At 63.4% G+C, this 15,485-nt stretch carries 18 protein-coding genes and 1 tRNA gene; 15 read left to right on the top strand and 4 right to left on the bottom strand.

Translation table 11 applies throughout. The features are described 5' to 3' along the window. The first annotated feature begins 75 nt into the window (after positions 1-75). From FXB40_RS19330 to FXB40_RS19305, 6 genes are all read left to right on the top strand, one after another. Positions 76-504, top strand: a complete 429-nt coding sequence (locus FXB40_RS19330) for a PaaI family thioesterase (protein ID WP_148773769.1) — start codon at positions 76-78, stop codon at positions 502-504. Positions 505-662: 158 nt separating this feature from the next. Beyond that, positions 663-1,127 (top strand): 50S ribosomal protein L13, encoded by a 465-nt coding sequence (gene rplM, locus FXB40_RS19325; protein ID WP_008137961.1) that lies wholly within the window; start codon positions 663-665, stop codon positions 1,125-1,127. Between the two features lie 2 nt (positions 1,128-1,129). Beyond that, the gene (gene rpsI, locus FXB40_RS19320) at positions 1,130-1,609 is read left to right on the top strand and encodes a 30S ribosomal protein S9 (protein WP_007611021.1); all 480 of its coding nucleotides are present in this window, start codon (positions 1,130-1,132) and stop codon (positions 1,607-1,609) included. A gap of 229 nt (positions 1,610-1,838) precedes the next feature. Next, positions 1,839-3,071 (top strand): GGDEF domain-containing protein, encoded by a 1,233-nt coding sequence (locus FXB40_RS19315; RefSeq protein WP_148773768.1) that lies wholly within the window; start codon positions 1,839-1,841, stop codon positions 3,069-3,071. A gap of 57 nt (positions 3,072-3,128) precedes the next feature. Beyond that, the gene (locus tag FXB40_RS19310) at positions 3,129-3,365 is read left to right on the top strand and encodes a hypothetical protein (RefSeq protein ID WP_148773767.1); all 237 of its coding nucleotides are present in this window, start codon (positions 3,129-3,131) and stop codon (positions 3,363-3,365) included. 98 nt (positions 3,366-3,463) lie between these two features. Further along, positions 3,464-3,760: an antibiotic biosynthesis monooxygenase family protein gene (locus FXB40_RS19305; RefSeq protein WP_035673823.1), complete on the top strand. Its 297-nt coding sequence runs from the start codon at positions 3,464-3,466 to the stop codon at positions 3,758-3,760. A gap of 6 nt (positions 3,761-3,766) precedes the next feature. Here FXB40_RS19305 and FXB40_RS19300 read toward each other — a convergent pair whose 3' ends face one another. Beyond that, positions 3,767-4,903, bottom strand: a complete 1,137-nt coding sequence (locus FXB40_RS19300) for an AI-2E family transporter (protein ID WP_148773766.1) — start codon at positions 4,901-4,903, stop codon at positions 3,767-3,769. Between the two features lie 245 nt (positions 4,904-5,148). Here FXB40_RS19300 and FXB40_RS19295 point away from each other — a divergent pair, with 245 nt between their 5' ends. The 5 genes from FXB40_RS19295 (at position 5,149) to FXB40_RS19275 (ending at position 8,013) form a co-directional block, all read left to right on the top strand. After that, the gene (locus FXB40_RS19295) at positions 5,149-5,922 is read left to right on the top strand and encodes a gamma-glutamyl-gamma-aminobutyrate hydrolase family protein (RefSeq protein ID WP_187436986.1); all 774 of its coding nucleotides are present in this window, start codon (positions 5,149-5,151) and stop codon (positions 5,920-5,922) included. A gap of 70 nt (positions 5,923-5,992) precedes the next feature. Further along, complete coding sequence (locus FXB40_RS19290; RefSeq protein WP_148773764.1) at positions 5,993-6,604, top strand: hypothetical protein; 612 nt, start codon at positions 5,993-5,995, stop codon at positions 6,602-6,604. Between the two features lie 95 nt (positions 6,605-6,699). Continuing rightward, a complete protein-coding gene (locus tag FXB40_RS19285) occupies positions 6,700-6,978 on the top strand; it encodes a type II toxin-antitoxin system HigB family toxin (protein WP_246207718.1) in 279 nt (92 codons plus the stop codon). Positions 6,979-6,989: 11 nt separating this feature from the next. Next, positions 6,990-7,367 (top strand): helix-turn-helix domain-containing protein, encoded by a 378-nt coding sequence (locus tag FXB40_RS19280; RefSeq protein WP_148773762.1) that lies wholly within the window; start codon positions 6,990-6,992, stop codon positions 7,365-7,367. 211 nt (positions 7,368-7,578) lie between these two features. Next, on the top strand, positions 7,579-8,013 hold the full coding sequence (locus FXB40_RS19275) for a hypothetical protein (protein WP_148773761.1): 435 nt from the start codon (positions 7,579-7,581) through the stop codon (positions 8,011-8,013). 62 nt (positions 8,014-8,075) lie between these two features. Here FXB40_RS19275 and glnA read toward each other — a convergent pair whose 3' ends face one another. Then, a complete protein-coding gene (glnA, locus tag FXB40_RS19270) occupies positions 8,076-9,485 on the bottom strand; it encodes a type I glutamate--ammonia ligase (protein WP_148773760.1) in 1,410 nt (469 codons plus the stop codon). 150 nt (positions 9,486-9,635) lie between these two features. Beyond that, positions 9,636-9,974 carry a P-II family nitrogen regulator gene (locus FXB40_RS19265; protein ID WP_007603495.1) on the bottom strand — a complete coding sequence of 113 codons (339 nt, stop codon included), beginning with the start codon at positions 9,972-9,974 and terminating at the stop codon, positions 9,636-9,638. A 380-nt stretch (positions 9,975-10,354) separates the two neighbouring features. On the opposite strand from FXB40_RS19265, the gene FXB40_RS19260 reads away from it, so the two are divergent. Both FXB40_RS19260 and FXB40_RS19255 read left to right on the top strand, forming a co-directional pair. Then, positions 10,355-11,854 carry an NAD(P)H-hydrate dehydratase gene (locus FXB40_RS19260; RefSeq protein ID WP_148773759.1) on the top strand — a complete coding sequence of 500 codons (1,500 nt, stop codon included), beginning with the start codon at positions 10,355-10,357 and terminating at the stop codon, positions 11,852-11,854. After that, positions 11,854-12,291: a GNAT family N-acetyltransferase gene (locus tag FXB40_RS19255; RefSeq protein WP_148773758.1), complete on the top strand. Its 438-nt coding sequence runs from the start codon at positions 11,854-11,856 to the stop codon at positions 12,289-12,291. The genes FXB40_RS19260 and FXB40_RS19255 overlap by 1 nt, the downstream gene beginning before the upstream one ends. A 1-nt stretch (position 12,292) precedes the next feature. Here FXB40_RS19255 and FXB40_RS19250 read toward each other — a convergent pair whose 3' ends face one another. Beyond that, a complete protein-coding gene (locus tag FXB40_RS19250; RefSeq protein WP_148773950.1) occupies positions 12,293-13,609 on the bottom strand; it encodes a multicopper oxidase family protein in 1,317 nt (438 codons plus the stop codon). 154 nt (positions 13,610-13,763) lie between these two features. Between FXB40_RS19250 and FXB40_RS19245 the strand changes: the two genes are divergently transcribed. Together FXB40_RS19245 and tig are read left to right on the top strand one after the other, a co-directional pair. Then, positions 13,764-13,848 (top strand) — tRNA-Leu (locus tag FXB40_RS19245). A 178-nt stretch (positions 13,849-14,026) separates the two neighbouring features. Beyond that, positions 14,027-15,385 (top strand): trigger factor, encoded by a 1,359-nt coding sequence (tig, locus tag FXB40_RS19240; protein ID WP_148773757.1) that lies wholly within the window; start codon positions 14,027-14,029, stop codon positions 15,383-15,385. Positions 15,386-15,485 lie beyond the last annotated feature (100 nt).

The raw sequence follows: 15,485 nt of genomic DNA, 5'->3' as shown, positions 1-15,485 counted from the left end.
CGATTGGATTATTGCAATTGGATGATGCAGATAACCTAATGTAACAGGTCACGTGAAGCGAGTGTGGGGAACAGCATGGCGGCAGCGAAAATGAGCGTGGCGGAGGTCGAGCAGTTTCTCCGTGACGAGTTTCCCCAGGCGTTCGGCGGCGACGACATCACGATCGAGAGCGCGGACGGCCAGACCTGCCTTTTGCGACAGCGCTTCAGCGAACGGATGCTCCGGCCGGGCGGAACCGTGTCCGGCCCCACGCTGATGGCGCTGGCCGATTTCGCCATGTACGTGGTGCTGCTGTCGGCCATCGGGCCGATCGGGCTCGCGGTGACCACCAATCTCAACATCAATTTCCTGCGCAAGGGCCAGCCAGGGCAGGATGTGCTGGCGGAGGCCCGGCTGCTCAAGCTTGGCAAGCGGCTGGCGGTCGGGGAGGTGAAGCTGTTGTCGGGGACGTCGCCCGATCCGATCGCCCATGTCACCTCGACCTATTCCATTCCAAATGTTTGATCTTTTCGCAGGTAATATCGCACCATATTTTTAAGATACTGATTTTATTGATATAATTTACGTCGCCGGGCATTGACCGTTGCGCGTCTCTTCTCTAGAAACCCGCGCAGTCCGGTGCGGTGTTCGCGCCGCTATTCCCCGTCCACGGAAACTCTGACATGAAAACCTTTTCGGCAAAGCCGGCCGAGGTGACGAAGAAGTGGGTGCTGATCGACGCCAAGGGTCTGGTCGTCGGCCGTCTCGCCACCATCGTCGCCATGCGTCTGCGCGGCAAGCACCTCCCGACCTACACCCCGCACGTTGATTGCGGCGACAACGTCATCATCATCAACGCCCAGCATGCGGTCCTCACCGGCCGCAAGCGCGAGCAGAAGACCTACTACAAGCACACCGGCTATGTCGGCCACGTCAAGGAGCGCACCGCGCGCCAGATCCTTGAAGGCAAGCATCCCGAGCGCGTGCTCGAGAAGGCTGTCGAGCGCATGATCCCGCGTGGTCCGCTCGGTCGCGTCCAGATGGGCAACCTCCGCGTCTATGGCGGTGCTGATCATCCGCACGAGGCCCAGACGCCCGAGAAGATCGACATCGCCAAGTTGAACCGCAAGAACACGAGGGCCGCATAATCATGGCCGAATCCATTCAGTCGCTCGACCAGCTCTCGCAGCTCAAGACCGCGGCGGCGCCCGATGCGCCCAAGCACGAGAAGAAGGTCGACAAGTTCAACCGCGCCTACGCCACCGGCAAGCGCAAGGACGCGGTCGCCCGCGTCTGGATCAAGCCGGGTGCCGGCAAGGTCACGGTCAACTCGCGCGAGGTCGAGGTCTATTTCGCCCGTCCCGTGCTGCGCATGATGATCGAGCAGCCGTTCTCCGTGGCCGCGCGGTCCGGCCAGTACGACGTGATCTGCACCGTCGCCGGTGGTGGTCTATCCGGTCAGGCCGGTGCAGTGCGTCATGGCATCTCCAAGGCGCTCACCTACTTCGAGCCCGAGCTGCGTACTGTCCTCAAGAAGGGCGGCTTCCTCACCCGCGACTCCCGCGTGGTCGAGCGTAAGAAGTACGGCAAGGCCAAGGCCCGCCGGTCCTTCCAGTTCTCGAAGCGTTAATCGCTTCGGTCACATTCGCCGCGAAAGCGGCTTCAATGAAATGCAAAAGGGCGCTGATTCCAGCGCCCTTTTTGCTGTTCGTTTGTACGCAAATTGAAGACGAGTTTCCCGAAAACTTGGGCTCCCGTGAAAACCTGAATGGAACTCGCGGGACATAGCGTCGCATCTGGAAGGGCGCGCAAATCGGATGTGCCGATCGCGTAACTGCTATGTTCAAGAGGGGGCCGACATGATGTCGCTCGATAGCATCACGCTCTATTTGGTCGCCACGATGGTCGCCGCACTGCTCGGCGCCATGATGGTGTTTTTCGGCAGACAGGAGAACAGCCCCGCGCTGAAATGGTGGGGCACCGCCTATCTGCTCGGTGCAGCCTCCGTCGCGCTGTGGACGGCGACCGGCGACAAGCTCGGCCCGCACCTCTATCTCGCGCTCAATGCGGTGGGCTTCGTCGCCTGCGGCATGGTGTGGAATGCGGCGCGCGTCTTCCACGGCCGCAAGCCGAACTGGCCCGGTCTCGTGCTCGGTGCGCTTGCCTGGATCGCGACGGTGACGCTGCTCGATCCCGCAGCGTCGATGCTGCGCATGATCATCGGCGCCGGCATCGTCTCGGTCTATGCGGCGCTGACCGCGAGCGAGCTCTGGGTCGAGCGGCGCAAGAGCCTGCAACGTCGCTGGCCCGCCTTCGTGGCGCCGGTGATGCACGGCTGCGTGCTGATGCTGCCGATCCTGCTCGGCGGCTTCCTGCGCCCGAATGATGCCGGCTTCTCCCACAGCGTCTGGGTCACCGTGTTCGCGGTCGAGCTCGTGCTCTATGCCGTCGGCACCGTGTTCGTGATCTTCATGCTGGTGTCCGAGCGCACCGTGACTGCGCACCGCACTGCCGCGTCAACCGATCCGCTGACCGGCATGCTCAACCGCCGCGGTTTCTCGGAAGCCTGCGCGCGCATGATCGAGCGCGAGGCCAAGGGCGGCCGCCCGGTCACGGTAATGATCTTCGACATCGACCATTTCAAGTCGATCAACGACCGCTTCGGCCACCCCGCCGGCGACGAGATGCTAAAACTGTTCTCGACCGTGGTCGTCAACAATCTGCGCCTCTCGGACCTGTCGGGCCGCATCGGCGGCGAGGAGTTCGCCGCACTGCTGCCCTGCGCGCTGGAGGAGGGTGTGCTGGTCGCCGAGCGCGTGCGCGAGGCGTTCGAGACCTCCGGCGTCGTGGTCGACGAAGGCCCGGTCGACACCACCGTCAGCATCGGTGTGGCCGGCGGCCCCGCCGGCACCGAGCTCGAGGTGCTGCTGGCCTCGGCCGACACCGCGCTCTACCAGGCCAAGCGCGGCGGCCGTAACCGTGTCGAAGCCGCGGAGGAGCTGCCGCTGTCGCTGGAGAACTGGCGCCGCCAGAGCGCCGCGCGGATCGGTGTCCCCAAGGCAGAGTCCAAGACACAGCCGGCGACGGCCTGAGACGAAAGGGTCTCGCGGTAATCCCCTGTTTACCATTCGGTTCCTACCATTGCGGTCATGGAATCGATCCGTCGACAGAACCCGCAGGCTGCCCTGATGTCGCTCGAAGCCGCTGCGGCCTCGGCACGCGGCGGCTTCGCCTGTCTGTTCTCGACCGCGGACGAATACGAGACCGCGTTGATTGCCGAGCGCCGCGCCCAGGGGCGCTACACGCAGGGCCGCAGCTATTGGCCGGTCGGGCTGTTTCTCGGCTGCGCGCTGGTCGTTGCAGGCACCGTGCTGCTGTTCGCCTGAGAGCGCCGCATTTTCGGTCGGGCAGGGCGCCGTTTGGGCGCCTTTTTCTTTGCTCCCGGCTGCGGTAGATACGGCCACCAAACAAAGGGTGGAAACCGATGATCACCGAGATCGCGCAAATCGACGTCAAGCCGGGCAGCGAGAAGGATTTTGAGGCCGCCGTCGCCAAGGCCAAGGCCGCCTTCGGCCGCTCCAAGGGCTTTCACGGGTTTGAGCTGCACAAATCGATCGAGAAGCCGCAGCGCTATCGGTTGATGGTGAAATGGGCGACGCTGGAGAACCACACCGTCGATTTCCGCGGCTCCGAGAATTTCACGGAATGGCGCGGGCTCGTCGGCCAGTATTTTGCCTCGCCCCCGGAGGTCGAGCACACCGAGACCGTGCTGACGACCTGAGCTGGCTCACGCCGCCTCTGCCAGAGGCGGCGCCTCATACGTCTTGAAATGGTCGATCACGACCTTGGCGATGGCGACCACTGGCAGCGCCAGCGCCAGGCCCCAGATTCCGAACACGACGCCGAGCACGATCTGGAACGCGAACAGCGTGGCCGGCGGGATGTCCAGCGCCTGGCGCTGGAGCAGCGGCGTCAGCACGTAGCTTTCCATCACATGCACGCCGAGGAACAACACCAGCGCCGATAGCGTCGGGAGCCAGCCCGACGCCAGGCTCGCCAGCACCACGATGACGCCAGCGATGATGGCGCCGACGGTGGGGATGAAGGCGAGCAGTCCGGCCTGGATTCCGAGGATGAACGAGCCGGGGATGCCGATGATGGCAAGCCCGATCCAGGTTACCGCGCCGACGGCTAGCATGACGATCATCTGCGCGATCAGCCAGCGCTCCAGCGTCTCGCCGATGCGGTCGATGATAAGGGTCGCGCGGATGCGGTGCCTGGCCGGTGCGAGGAACAGCAGGCCATCATGATAGACGGCGGGCTGCGCAGCGAAGGCCAGCCCCAGGAACAGCACAATGAAGACATTGCCGACGGCGCTGATCGCGCCGAACAGCAGCTTGAACGTCTGGCTCACGATCGCCCCACCACTTGAGGCGATCGCGCCGGCGCCCGGCAATGGGCCATGCGCATTCGGGCTCGGGGCAGGCGTAGACCCCGCATCGCCCGAGGAGGCGGCGGAGGTGGCATTGCCGATGTCGAAGAAGCTGGTGTCGATGCCACGGCTGTCGAGGAAGGATTTGACGTGTGCAATCTGCAATTTGATGGTGTTGCTGAGCAGCGAAGCCTGCTCGGCGATGGTGGCGCCGCCGAGGTAGGCAACGCCCGCAATCGCCAGGGCCAGCGCGACACAGACGATCGCGAGCCGCACGGCGTGAGGCAGGTGAACGCGACGACCGAGCGCATTGGTCAGGGCGTTGAGCCCGACGCCCAGCAGCATCCCGGCGAAGATCAGGAGCAGGGTGGCGGCGAAGTACCAGGTGAAGACCAGCATTGCCGTGAACAGCACGACCCCGATGCCGCCGACGGTAATGGCCGAGGCCAGATCGGACCGGGCTTTGGGCTGTTCATCTCTGGGGATGGTCACATCACGTCCTTTTCGGAGGGGGAAGCACTCTTTCGTGAAATCTCGCCCGGGATCAAGCCGGGGCCGTGCGCCGGATTGAAGCGCCCGTGGCCGGCCGGAGCCAACGCCGCGGACGCGCCGGGGTGCCCCAGGGGGCGCATTTGCGCAAAAATAGCATTGCCGTCCCGCGAACCCTTCTGTTGAATTTGTTCCATCCGAGGGGCATGTTTGGAGAATCTTCTTCGGCGGGGAGGTCTGAACGGGAAATGAGAAAGCCGGTCGTCGGCGTGATCGGGAACGCCCATCGCGTCGAAAATCGATTTCAGGTCCAGATGGTCGGCGAGCGTAATTTGCGCGCCGTGGCCGAGGTCTCCGGCGGCTTGCCGGTGATGTTTGCGGGCTCACCCGACATCACCGACATCGCCGCGCTGCTCGATGCCGTCGACGGCATCGTGCTCACCGGGGCCCGAGCCAACGTGCATCCGACCCGCTTCAACGTCGACCCCTGCGAGAAGCACGAGCCCTACGACATCCACCGCGACGAGGTCGCACTTGCGCTCTCGGTTGCGTGCGTCGCGCGCGGCATCCCGCTGTTCGGCATCTGCCGGGGCTTGCAGGAGATGAACGTCGCCTTTGGCGGCTCGCTGCACCCCGAGATCCGCGAGATCCCAGGCCGCATGAACCACCGCATGCCCAGGCTCGAGAATGGCGAGATCCATCCCGATCCGACCGTGGTGTTCGCCGACCGTCATGACGTCGACCTCACGCCGGGCGGTGCCTTCGCAAGGCTCCTCGGCTGCGAGAAGATCCGGGTCAATTCGCTGCACGGACAGGGCATCCTCGAGCCCGGCAAGCGCGTGCTGATCGAAGGCATCGCCGAGGACGGCACCATCGAGGCGATCCAGATCGCGGAAGCGCCGACCTTTGCGCTCGGTGTGCAATGGCACGCCGAATACGACCCGCAGCGCAATCCGATCAACCGCAAGCTGTTCGAGGCTTTCGGCGAAGCGATGGTCGCGAAGCAGAGGGCGGCGGCGTAGGCGCGGGTCTTTTGGGCGTGCGGCTCCGTGCTATTTGTCCTTTGAATTTTCAAGCTGGAATTGCATCCCGATGATTTGCAGATTGACCGTTGCTGTCTCCGTCTTGTGCGCATCCACCGCCATCGCTCAAACCGCTGCGCCGACCGAGGGACCGATCACCTGCGCTTCGCCGGTGTCATCAGACGATACGGAACGCAGCCTGAAGCAGCGCTACGGCAAGGATGCCGTGATGCAAGACCTGCCAGGCGCGGAGGGTGAGAAGTACAAGGGGCTCGTCCTCTTCCCGAAGGCGATGGACCGCCGCAACGAGGTCGCCTTCAGTAACGACAAGGCCATGCGCGCCTCCGGTTTGACCCTGGGCGACACCGCCAGGACTAGCCGCTGGAGCGTCGGCGGCGTCACCATCGGATCGAGCCTCGCCGACGTTCAGAAAGCGAACGGCAAGCCGTTTATGGTCGCCGGCTTCGAATGGGATTACGGCGGCTTCGTCACCGACTGGAAGGGCGGCGCGCTCAGCGGGCCGATGCAGGGTGACTGCACCGTGACGGTGCGCTTCGACAGGAAGTCTGCTGCGCCGAAATCGTTGCTGGGCGACGGCGTGAAGGTTGCCTCCGACAACGCAACGCTGGTGAAATGGGCGCCGGTGGTGACGGAGATCGGCGTGAATTTTCCGGACAAGTGAGGCGGAAGATGGATCGGGCCTTCGACGTTTCATGTCATTGACAAGGCGTTCCCAATTTGGGAATATTTGCCGTGAGAATCATCAAGCAATCGACTTTGGCCAAATTCGCCGCGGCAAACCCCAAGGCGAAACCCGCAATCGTTCGATGGGTCAAGCTCGCCAGAGCCGCGAAATGGGCTTCGATGAATGAGATACAGACGACCGTGCCCGGAGTGGTCGTTCTGAACGGAGAGCGGGTGCGTTTTGAAATCGCGGGCGGCAATTTTCGTCTGATCGTCGCGTTCGCGTTCAAGCACCAAATTGCCTTTATCAAGTTCATCGGTACGCATGCGGAGTACGACAAGGTCGATGCGCTGACGGTTGCGATGTATTGAGGAAAGATTCCATGGAAATCCATCCCATTCGGACAGAAGCAGACTATGATGCCGCCGTCGCTGAAGTCGAGCGGCTCTGGAGTGCCGAGCCCGGGACTGATGATGGCGACAAGCTGGATATCCTGGCAACGCTCGTCGAGAAGTATGAGACGGCGCATTGGCCGATCGATGTGTCGCGTCTCGACCCAATCGATATGCTGAACTACCTGATCGATGAAGGCGGGCACACTCAGGCAGAACTCGCGGAGCTATTGGGGTCGCGCTCGCGTGCATCAGAGATATTGAACAGAAGGCGCGCGCTGACGGTCGAGATGATCTTTCGGATCAGCGAGGCCTGGAAAGTGCCCGCCGAGCTGCTGGTTAAGCCCTACCGATTGAAAGCTGCGTAGTTTCGCGAGGGCTCTACCCATCTCGCTCGCAATATCTCGGATCGAATAAACCAATCAGCAAGAATTGGTGCGCGTCGATTTTCGCGATTCCGATTCGTTCTTTGAGAACGAAGTGGAGTCAGATGCAGAACGAAAGTTGATGGCTTTCAGCCTGCGCGAAACCCATCGCCCTTGTCGGGAGATGGCTCCAAGCGCTTCAGAGGAATGAGAGATGGATGTCGAGGAGACCCTGACCACGCACCTTGCGGGCCGCCATCTCGCGGCGGTCACGCGCCGGGAGTACGATTGGAAATTCAGCTTCGGTGACATCGCAGCGTCCGGCCTGAGCGCTGAGTGTCCATGGCGGATTATCGTGGGGAACAGAATCGCATTCTCGAGCTCCGACGATGGTCATCGATTTGGTCTCGCGGCTCCGCTAGATGGCGAAAAGGTCGCGCGAGATCTTCTTGGCTCTAGGCCTATTGAGCGCATCTCAATTCGTTCGGACACCGGAGACATGTCGCTCCTCTTTGCTGACCATGTCGTTTTAGAAGTTCTCAACATGTCGTCCGGCTACGAGGGATGGGAGATCGGCGTACCAGGCTATTACGTCGTTGCGACTGGCGGCGGGGAATTGGCGATATTCGCCGACAAGCAGGGTAGATAGCCCGCAAAACAAAAAAGGCGCCCCGGGGGGCGCCTTTCGCGTGTCGTGATTGTTCGAGCCGATCAGCCAGAATAGTACATGTCGAACTCGACCGGATGCGGGGTCATTTCGAAGCGGGCGACTTCGGTCATCTTCAGCTCGATGTAAGCGTCGATGAAGTCGTCGTCGAATACGCCGCCGGCCTTGAGGAAGCCGCGGTCCTTGTCGAGGTTTTCGAGCGCCTCGCGGAGCGAGCCGCAGACGGTCGGGATCTGCTTCAGCTCTTCCTTCGGCAGATCGTAGAGGTCCTTGTCCATCGCCGGACCCGGATCCATCTTGTTCTTGATGCCGTCCAGGCCGGCCATCAGCATCGCGGCGAAGCCGAGATAGGGATTGGCGAGCGGATCGGGGAAACGCACCTCGACGCGCTTGGCCTTCGGCGAAGCGGTGTAGGGGATGCGGCAAGACGCCGAGCGGTTGCGCGCGGAGTAGGCGAGCAGCACCGGCGCCTCATAGCCCGGGACCAGACGCTTGTAGGAGTTGGTCGACGGGTTGGTGAAGGCGTTGATGGCCTTGGCGTGCTTGATGATGCCGCCGATGTAGTGGAGGCAGGTCTCCGACAGGTCGGCATATTTGTTGCCGGCGAACACCGGCTTGCCGTCCTTCCAGATCGACTGGTGCACGTGCATGCCCGAGCCGTTGTCGCCATAGACCGGCTTTGGCATGAAGGTGGCGGTCTTGCCGTAGATGTGCGCGACCTGGTGGATGCAGTATTTGTAGATCTGCAAATGGTCGGCCATCAGCGTCAGCGTGTCGAACTTCATGCCGAGTTCGTGCTGGGCGGATGCGACTTCGTGATGATGCTTTTCGACCTTGACGCCCATCTTGGCCATGGCGCCGAGCATCTCCGAGCGCATGTCCTGCACCGAGTCCTGCGGCGGAACGGGGAAGTAGCCGCCCTTGGTGCGGATGCGGTGGCCGAGATTGCCGCCTTCATATTCGGTGTCGGTGTTGGTCGGCAGTTCGGAGGAGTCGAGCCTGAAGCCGGTGTTGTAGGGACCGGAGGAGAAGCGCACGTCGTCGAACACGAAGAACTCGGCTTCGGGACCGACGAAGACGGTGTCGCCCACGCCCATCGACTTCACCATGGCTTCCGCCTTCTTGGCGATGCCGCGCGGGTCGCGGTTGTAGGGCTCGCCGGTGGTCGGCTCGAGCACGTCGCAGGTGATGACCATGGTGGTTTCGGCGAAGAACGGATCGATCGTCGCGGTCACCGGATCCGGCATCAGGCACATGTCGGACTCGTTGATCGCCTTCCAGCCGGCGATCGAGGAGCCGTCGAACATCGTCCCTTCGGCGAAGATATCGTCGTCGATCATGCTGACGTCGAACGTCACATGCTGCCACTTGCCGCGCGGATCGGTGAAGCGCAGGTCGACGTACTTAACGTCGTTGTCCTTGATCGATTTCAGGACGTCTTTGGCGGTCTTCATGCATACCCCTTTTGGCTCTGCGGGACGGTTTCCAGATGAGCAGATTCGTTCTCGCTTTCGGCGAGTTAGCGCAACCGCACAAACGAAATCAGGCCGCCGAAGCAGCCTTTTTTCTTTCAGAGTGTCGCAGGATTCGGGATAGCACCCGGCTCAGATAGCGTCCAGCCCGGATTCGCCGGTTCGGATGCGGATCGCCTCTTCGATATTGGAGACGAAGATCTTGCCGTCGCCGATGCGCCCGGTTTGTGCAGCCCGGCGGATCGCATCGATCGCACGCTCGACCAAATCGTCGCCGATCACGATCTCGATCTTCACCTTGGGCAGGAAGTCGACGATGTATTCTGCGCCGCGGTAGAGCTCGGCATGGCCCTTCTGGCGACCAAAGCCCTTGGCCTCGGTCACGGTGATGCCCTGGAGGCCGACTTCCTGAAGCGCTTCCTTCACCTCGTCGAGCTTGAACGGCTTGATGATGGCTTCGATTTTCTTCACTGCGCGCCTCCCGGCCTTATCGAACAAATAGCAACGTCTTCGTCAGGATGCGCTTTATCTCACGCACGATCTTGTCTTCGCTATGCCGGGACCTGACCAGCCCGGCAACAACGGCCGGCCACACCCAGATAATGCCAGTGAGCACGACGAACCGAAGCGGCTTCCTCGAAAGCAGGGTCTATGCCAAGTTGCAAATGCCCTGATTATTGGAGCGTTATCAGCCTTTTAACGAGCATCTCTGATAGGTGAAGCCGACCGGCTCAAAATACCTCAGACTACGAAATAGGCAAACGGTTCAATATCTGAGCAGATCGTTGTTCTGTTGGCTGGATCGGCATGGAACGTGCCTGTTGAAAAGGCGTTTGGACCAGGGAAGTGGCATGGAAGTTCTAACCACCGCCGAAATGCAGCGGGCTGATCAACTCAGCATCACGGCCGGCACGCCCGGCTTCAAGCTGATGCTGAGCGCCGGCCAGGCGGTCGCCGAAGCCGCCAACGCGCTGGTGGAGGAGGGGCCGATCCTGATCGTGGCCGGCCCCGGCAACAATGGCGGTGACGGTTTTGTCGCAGCCGCCGAGCTCGCCGCGCAAGGCCGCGAGGTCTCGATCATCCTGATGTGCGAGCGCGATCAGCTTCAGGGCGACGCAGCCTCCGCCGCGCGCGGCTGGAAGCAGCCGGTGCTGCCGTTCAATCCGCAGGCGATCGGAAAGCCGGCGCTGATCATCGATGCGCTGTTCGGCGCGGGCTTGAGCCGTCCCGTCGACGGCGAGGCGCGGGCGATGATCGAGGCGATCAACGCCAATGGCGCGCCGGTGCTGGCGGTCGATCTGCCGAGCGGCATCAACGGCACCAGCGCTGCGGTGCTGGGCGTCGCGGTGAATGCCATCGAGACCGTCACCTTCTTCCGCAAGAAGCCCGCGCATCTCCTGCTGCCGGGGCGCATGCATTGCGGCCACGTGCGCGTTGCCGATATCGGCATCGACGCGCAGGTGCTCGACGAGATCGCGCCGCAGCTCTTCGAGAACGATCCGGATTTCTGGGGCGCAGCATTTCCGGTGCCGCGCATCGACGGCCATAAATACGCGCGTGGCCACGTGCTGGCGGTCTCCGGCGATGTGGCCGCGACCGGTGCTGCGCGGCTCGCCGCCCGCGGTGCCTTGCGCGCCGGCGCTGGCCTCGTGACGCTCGCGTCCCCGCGCGATGCGCTCGCGATCAATGCAAGCGCACTGACGGCCGTGATGGTTCGCGCCGTCGACACCGTGGTCGAATTCGGCGAGCTGCTTGGCGACAAGCGCTACAACACCTGCATGATCGGTCCCGGCGCCGGCGTCGGTGAGCGGACCTGCGATATGGTTCACACCGCGATCTCGACGCAGCGCCATGTCGTGCTCGACGCGGATGCGCTGACGAGCTTTGCCGCCAATCCCGAGCGGCTGTTTGAATCGATCAAGTCTTCGCTCGGGGCCCAGGTGGTGCTGACGCCGCACGAGGGCGAGTTTCCGCGGCTGTTTTCCGACCTCAGCAACAAGACTCCGGGCCGCTCGAAGCTCGAGCGCGTGCGCGCCGCTGCCGAGCGCTCCGGCGCCGTCGTGCTCCTGAAAGGCCCTGACACCACGATCGCCGCGCCTGATGGCCGCGCCACCATCGCGGCCAACGCGCCGCCATGGCTCGCCACCGCTGGCGCCGGCGACGTGCTCGCCGGCATCATCGCTGGTCTCTTGGCGCAGGGCGTGCCGGCGTTCGAAGCCGCCAGCATCGGCGTCTGGATGCACGGCGAGGCGGCAAGCGAAGCAGGGCCGGGGCTGATTGCGGAAGATCTCACCGAGACTCTGCCGGCTGTGCACCGGCGGATCTACAACGCGCTCGGGATCGAGTACTGATGCTGCGGCCGCTCGCGCTCACCGATATGGGCGCGGCGGCGCAGGTCCATCGGGCCGCGTTCGACCAGGCGATGCCGTGGCTCATCGGGCTGCACACGCCGGACGAGGATCACTGGTTCTACCGCGAGCGTGTCTTTCCGACCTGCCGCGTCTGGGGACATTTTGACGATGAAGTGCTGAGCGGGATCATCGCGTTTCGCGACGGCTGGATCGAGCAGCTCTACGTTCTTCCCGCCGCGCAGGGCCGCGGCATTGGCACCGATCTCCTCGACATCGCCAAAGGCGCCAGCGAGCGGCTCGAGCTCTGGACCTTCCAGCGCAACGCGCCGGCGCGGCGATTCTACGAGGCGCGCGGGTTCAGGCTGGCCGAGCAGACAGACGGGGCGCGGAACGAGGAGAAGGAGCCGGACGTCCGGTACGTTTGGACGCGGGCATAGCTCACTCCACTCCATACCACCGCACCAGCCGCGGCGCGGCCCAGTCGGTCACGACGGATTCGATCAGCCATCGTCCCGGTGAGGTCGCAGCAAAGGCGATGCGCTCGGTCTTGCCGGGCTCGAGGGCGAGCGTGTCGAGCCAGTAGGGCTTCCAGCCGTCGTCGAGCCGGTCGAGCAGGCGGAAATGGTGGCCGTGCAGGTGGAAGACGGCGGTCGCAGGGGCGGGGTTCTTCACCGCCAGCACGACGGTCCGGCCGGTCTTGGCGCGGAAGGCGGGGGCGGAGGCGGTGGAGAAATTGGCCGTCCGGGTCCAGCCGGCGTCGGGGGCGCCGAGCGCGACATCGAACCGCAGGGCGCCTTTCAGGTCGAGTTTTTCGGGAAGGTTGTTCGAAGGCAGTGGCTGCGGTGGCGGCAGCGGCGCACGCCGGTCCAGTTTGCCGGAGATCGCGAGGCGCCCGATCGGGCGCGCGTCCTTGCCGTCATGGAGCACGAATGCGGCCGATGTGGCTGCATCCACAAAAGCATCGGCGCGGGCGCCTGGGGCGAGCACCAGGGCGCCATTGCGGGCCGGGAAGGGCTCCGACGGCTGTCCGTCCAGCGCCATCACCTGGACCTCGTGGCTTTCCAATTTGATTGCCAGAACAGATCGTTGCGAGCCGTTGATGAAGCGCAGCCGCAGCCGCTCGCCGACGGCTGCTGAGAGCTCGAACGAAGTCCGGCCGTTCAGGGTGTAGAGCGGGGTCGTGTCCTTAGGGTCGCGGCCCGGCGACAGCGCGGTGCCGTCCGGCCGCACGCGCCATTCCTCGATGAGCAGAATCTCGTCGCGGTCGCTGGTGACTGAGCTCGTCTCCGCGGCGATGATCGGGAGCGGGCGGGCCGGCTGGTTCAGGCGGTCCTCAAAGAGACGGAAGTTGGCAAGCAAGGTTCCCGCGTTTGGTATTGAAATAATTGATGTTTCGGTCGAGCCCGGTGCGGTGGGCGCCCGTCCCGCCAGCGGGTCCGGCACGGCTATGCTATCGAGGCCGTACCAGACTGGCGCAACCGGCACAGGCAGGTCGTTCCGAAAGACCACTTCGCAGCGGTCCCCACGCTTGAAACGCACATTCCCGATATGGCTTGCAGCGGCCAGCTCCCAGATCGGTGTAGCCGGTTGACCCGGCCTCAGGGCCAGCGTGGCAGGCCTTGCCTGAAGGAGGACCTGGGCGGTCGGAAGCGGACCCGCGCCGCCGGTTATCAGCCCGGCGGCCGAGGCCCCCAGCGAGGCGCCCAGTCCGACCAAAACCTCTCGTCGATTGGGGTCGAAAATCCGCGGTTTCATAAGCGCGATCCGGACCACGCCGCGCTGGATAAGTCCAGCCATCGTGCCTACTTGGAGGGTGCCTCCATCGGGCCATTTTTTTGCTGCGAACAGGCGGGCACATGCTATAAGCCCGCCGCCCGCGGCATCGCGGCCGGTCTTGATGCAAATTTACGCGGGCGTGGCGGAACTGGTAGACGCGCTGGATTTAGGTTCCAGTGACGAAAGTTGTGGGGGTTCGAGTCCCTCCGCCCGCACCAAGCGCTTTCAGCGTTTGCACGGATTACTGAGGGGCCTCGCTCCGCGCGGATGTTTTCCGCCTGGAGCCGGGCTCGATGAACCACCGGCGTTGAGGCGTTTGCCTCGCGCCGGATCGATTAATGACAGCGTCCCGACGCGCGAGCGTGCCGGGACCGAACGAGAAGAAGATTGGACGCCATGCAGGTCACAGAAACCCTCTCGGAAGGCTTGAAGCACGAGTTCAAGATCAGCGTTCCCGCGTCTGATCTCGACGCCAAGGCTGGCGCCAAGCTCGTCGACCTCAAGGACAAGGTCCGTCTCAACGGCTTTCGTCCCGGCAAGGTGCCGGTCGGCCACCTCAAGAAGGTCTATGGCCGCTCGGTGATGGCCGAGACGATCGACCAGACCATCCGCGACACCAACACCCAGCTCTTCACCGAGCGCGGCTTCAAGCTCGCGACCGAGCCGAAGATCACCATGCCGACCGAGCAGGCTGAGGTCGAGGAACTGCTCTCGGGCAAGTCCGACCTGACCTACACGGTCGCGATCGAAGTGGTGCCTGCCATCGCGCTCGCCGACTTCAAGACCTTCCAGGTCGAGAAGCCCGTTGCCGACGTGTCCGATTCGGACATTGACGAAGCGATCAAGCGCATTGCCGACACCAACCGCGGCTATGCGGCCAAGGCCGAGGGCGCGAAGGCTGAATCCAGCGACCGCGTCACCATCAGCTTCAAGGGCACCATCAACGGCGAAGCCTTCGAGGGCGGCACCGGTGAGGGCATCCAGGTCGTGATCGGCTCCAACACCTTCATCCCGGGCTTCGAGGAGCAGCTCATCGGCATCGGTGCGAACGAGACGCGCACGCTGAAGGTGGCGTTCCCCAAGAACTACATGAGCGAGAAGCTCGCCGGCCAGCCGGCCGAGTTCGAGACCACCGCGACGCTGATCGAGGCGCCGCAGGATCTCGTGATCGACGACGAGTTTGCCAAGACGCTCGGCCTCGAATCGCTGGACAAGCTCAAGGAAGCCGCGCGCGAGCGTCTGGTTGCCGAATACGCCAATGCAACGCGCCAGCGCGTCAAGCGCGCGCTGCTCGACCGTCTCGACGAGGCGCATCGCTTCGAGGCGCCGTCCTCGCTGGTCGACGAGGAGTTCAATCTGATGTGGAACTCGGTCAAGGCCGAGATGGATTCGGCCGGCAAGACCTTTGCCGACGAGGACACCACTGAGGACAAGGCAAAGGAAGAGTACCACAAGATCGCCGACCGCCGCGTGCGTCTCGGTCTCGTGCTCTCCGAGATTGGCGAGAAGAACAAGATCACCGTCACCGACGACGAGGTCGGCCGTGCCGTGATCGAGCGCGCCCGCTCGATGCCAGGCCGCGAGAAGGAAGTCTGGGACTATTACCGCAGCAATGCCCAGGCGCTGGCCCAGCTTCGTGCACCGATCTACGAGGACAAGGTCGTCGACTTCATCCTCGAACTCGCCAACGTGACCGAGAAGAAGGTCTCGCGCGAGGATTTGTACAAGGACGACGAAGAAAAGACTGCGGCCTGAAGGCGTTGAGACAGTCTTCTATTAAGGATGATCAGCAAACAGGCCCAGCTAGCCAGATGGCCGGCTGGGCCTTTTTGCGAGAATCAGCTTCAAGTGCCCG

Origin of the sequence: Bradyrhizobium rifense (genome assembly GCF_008123425.1) — a bacterium.
In the GTDB taxonomy this organism is placed as follows: Bacteria; Pseudomonadota; Alphaproteobacteria; order Rhizobiales; family Xanthobacteraceae; genus Bradyrhizobium; species Bradyrhizobium rifense.
Note: the sequence above shows the minus strand (reverse complement) of the source record. Positions and strands in the feature narration are given on the sequence as shown.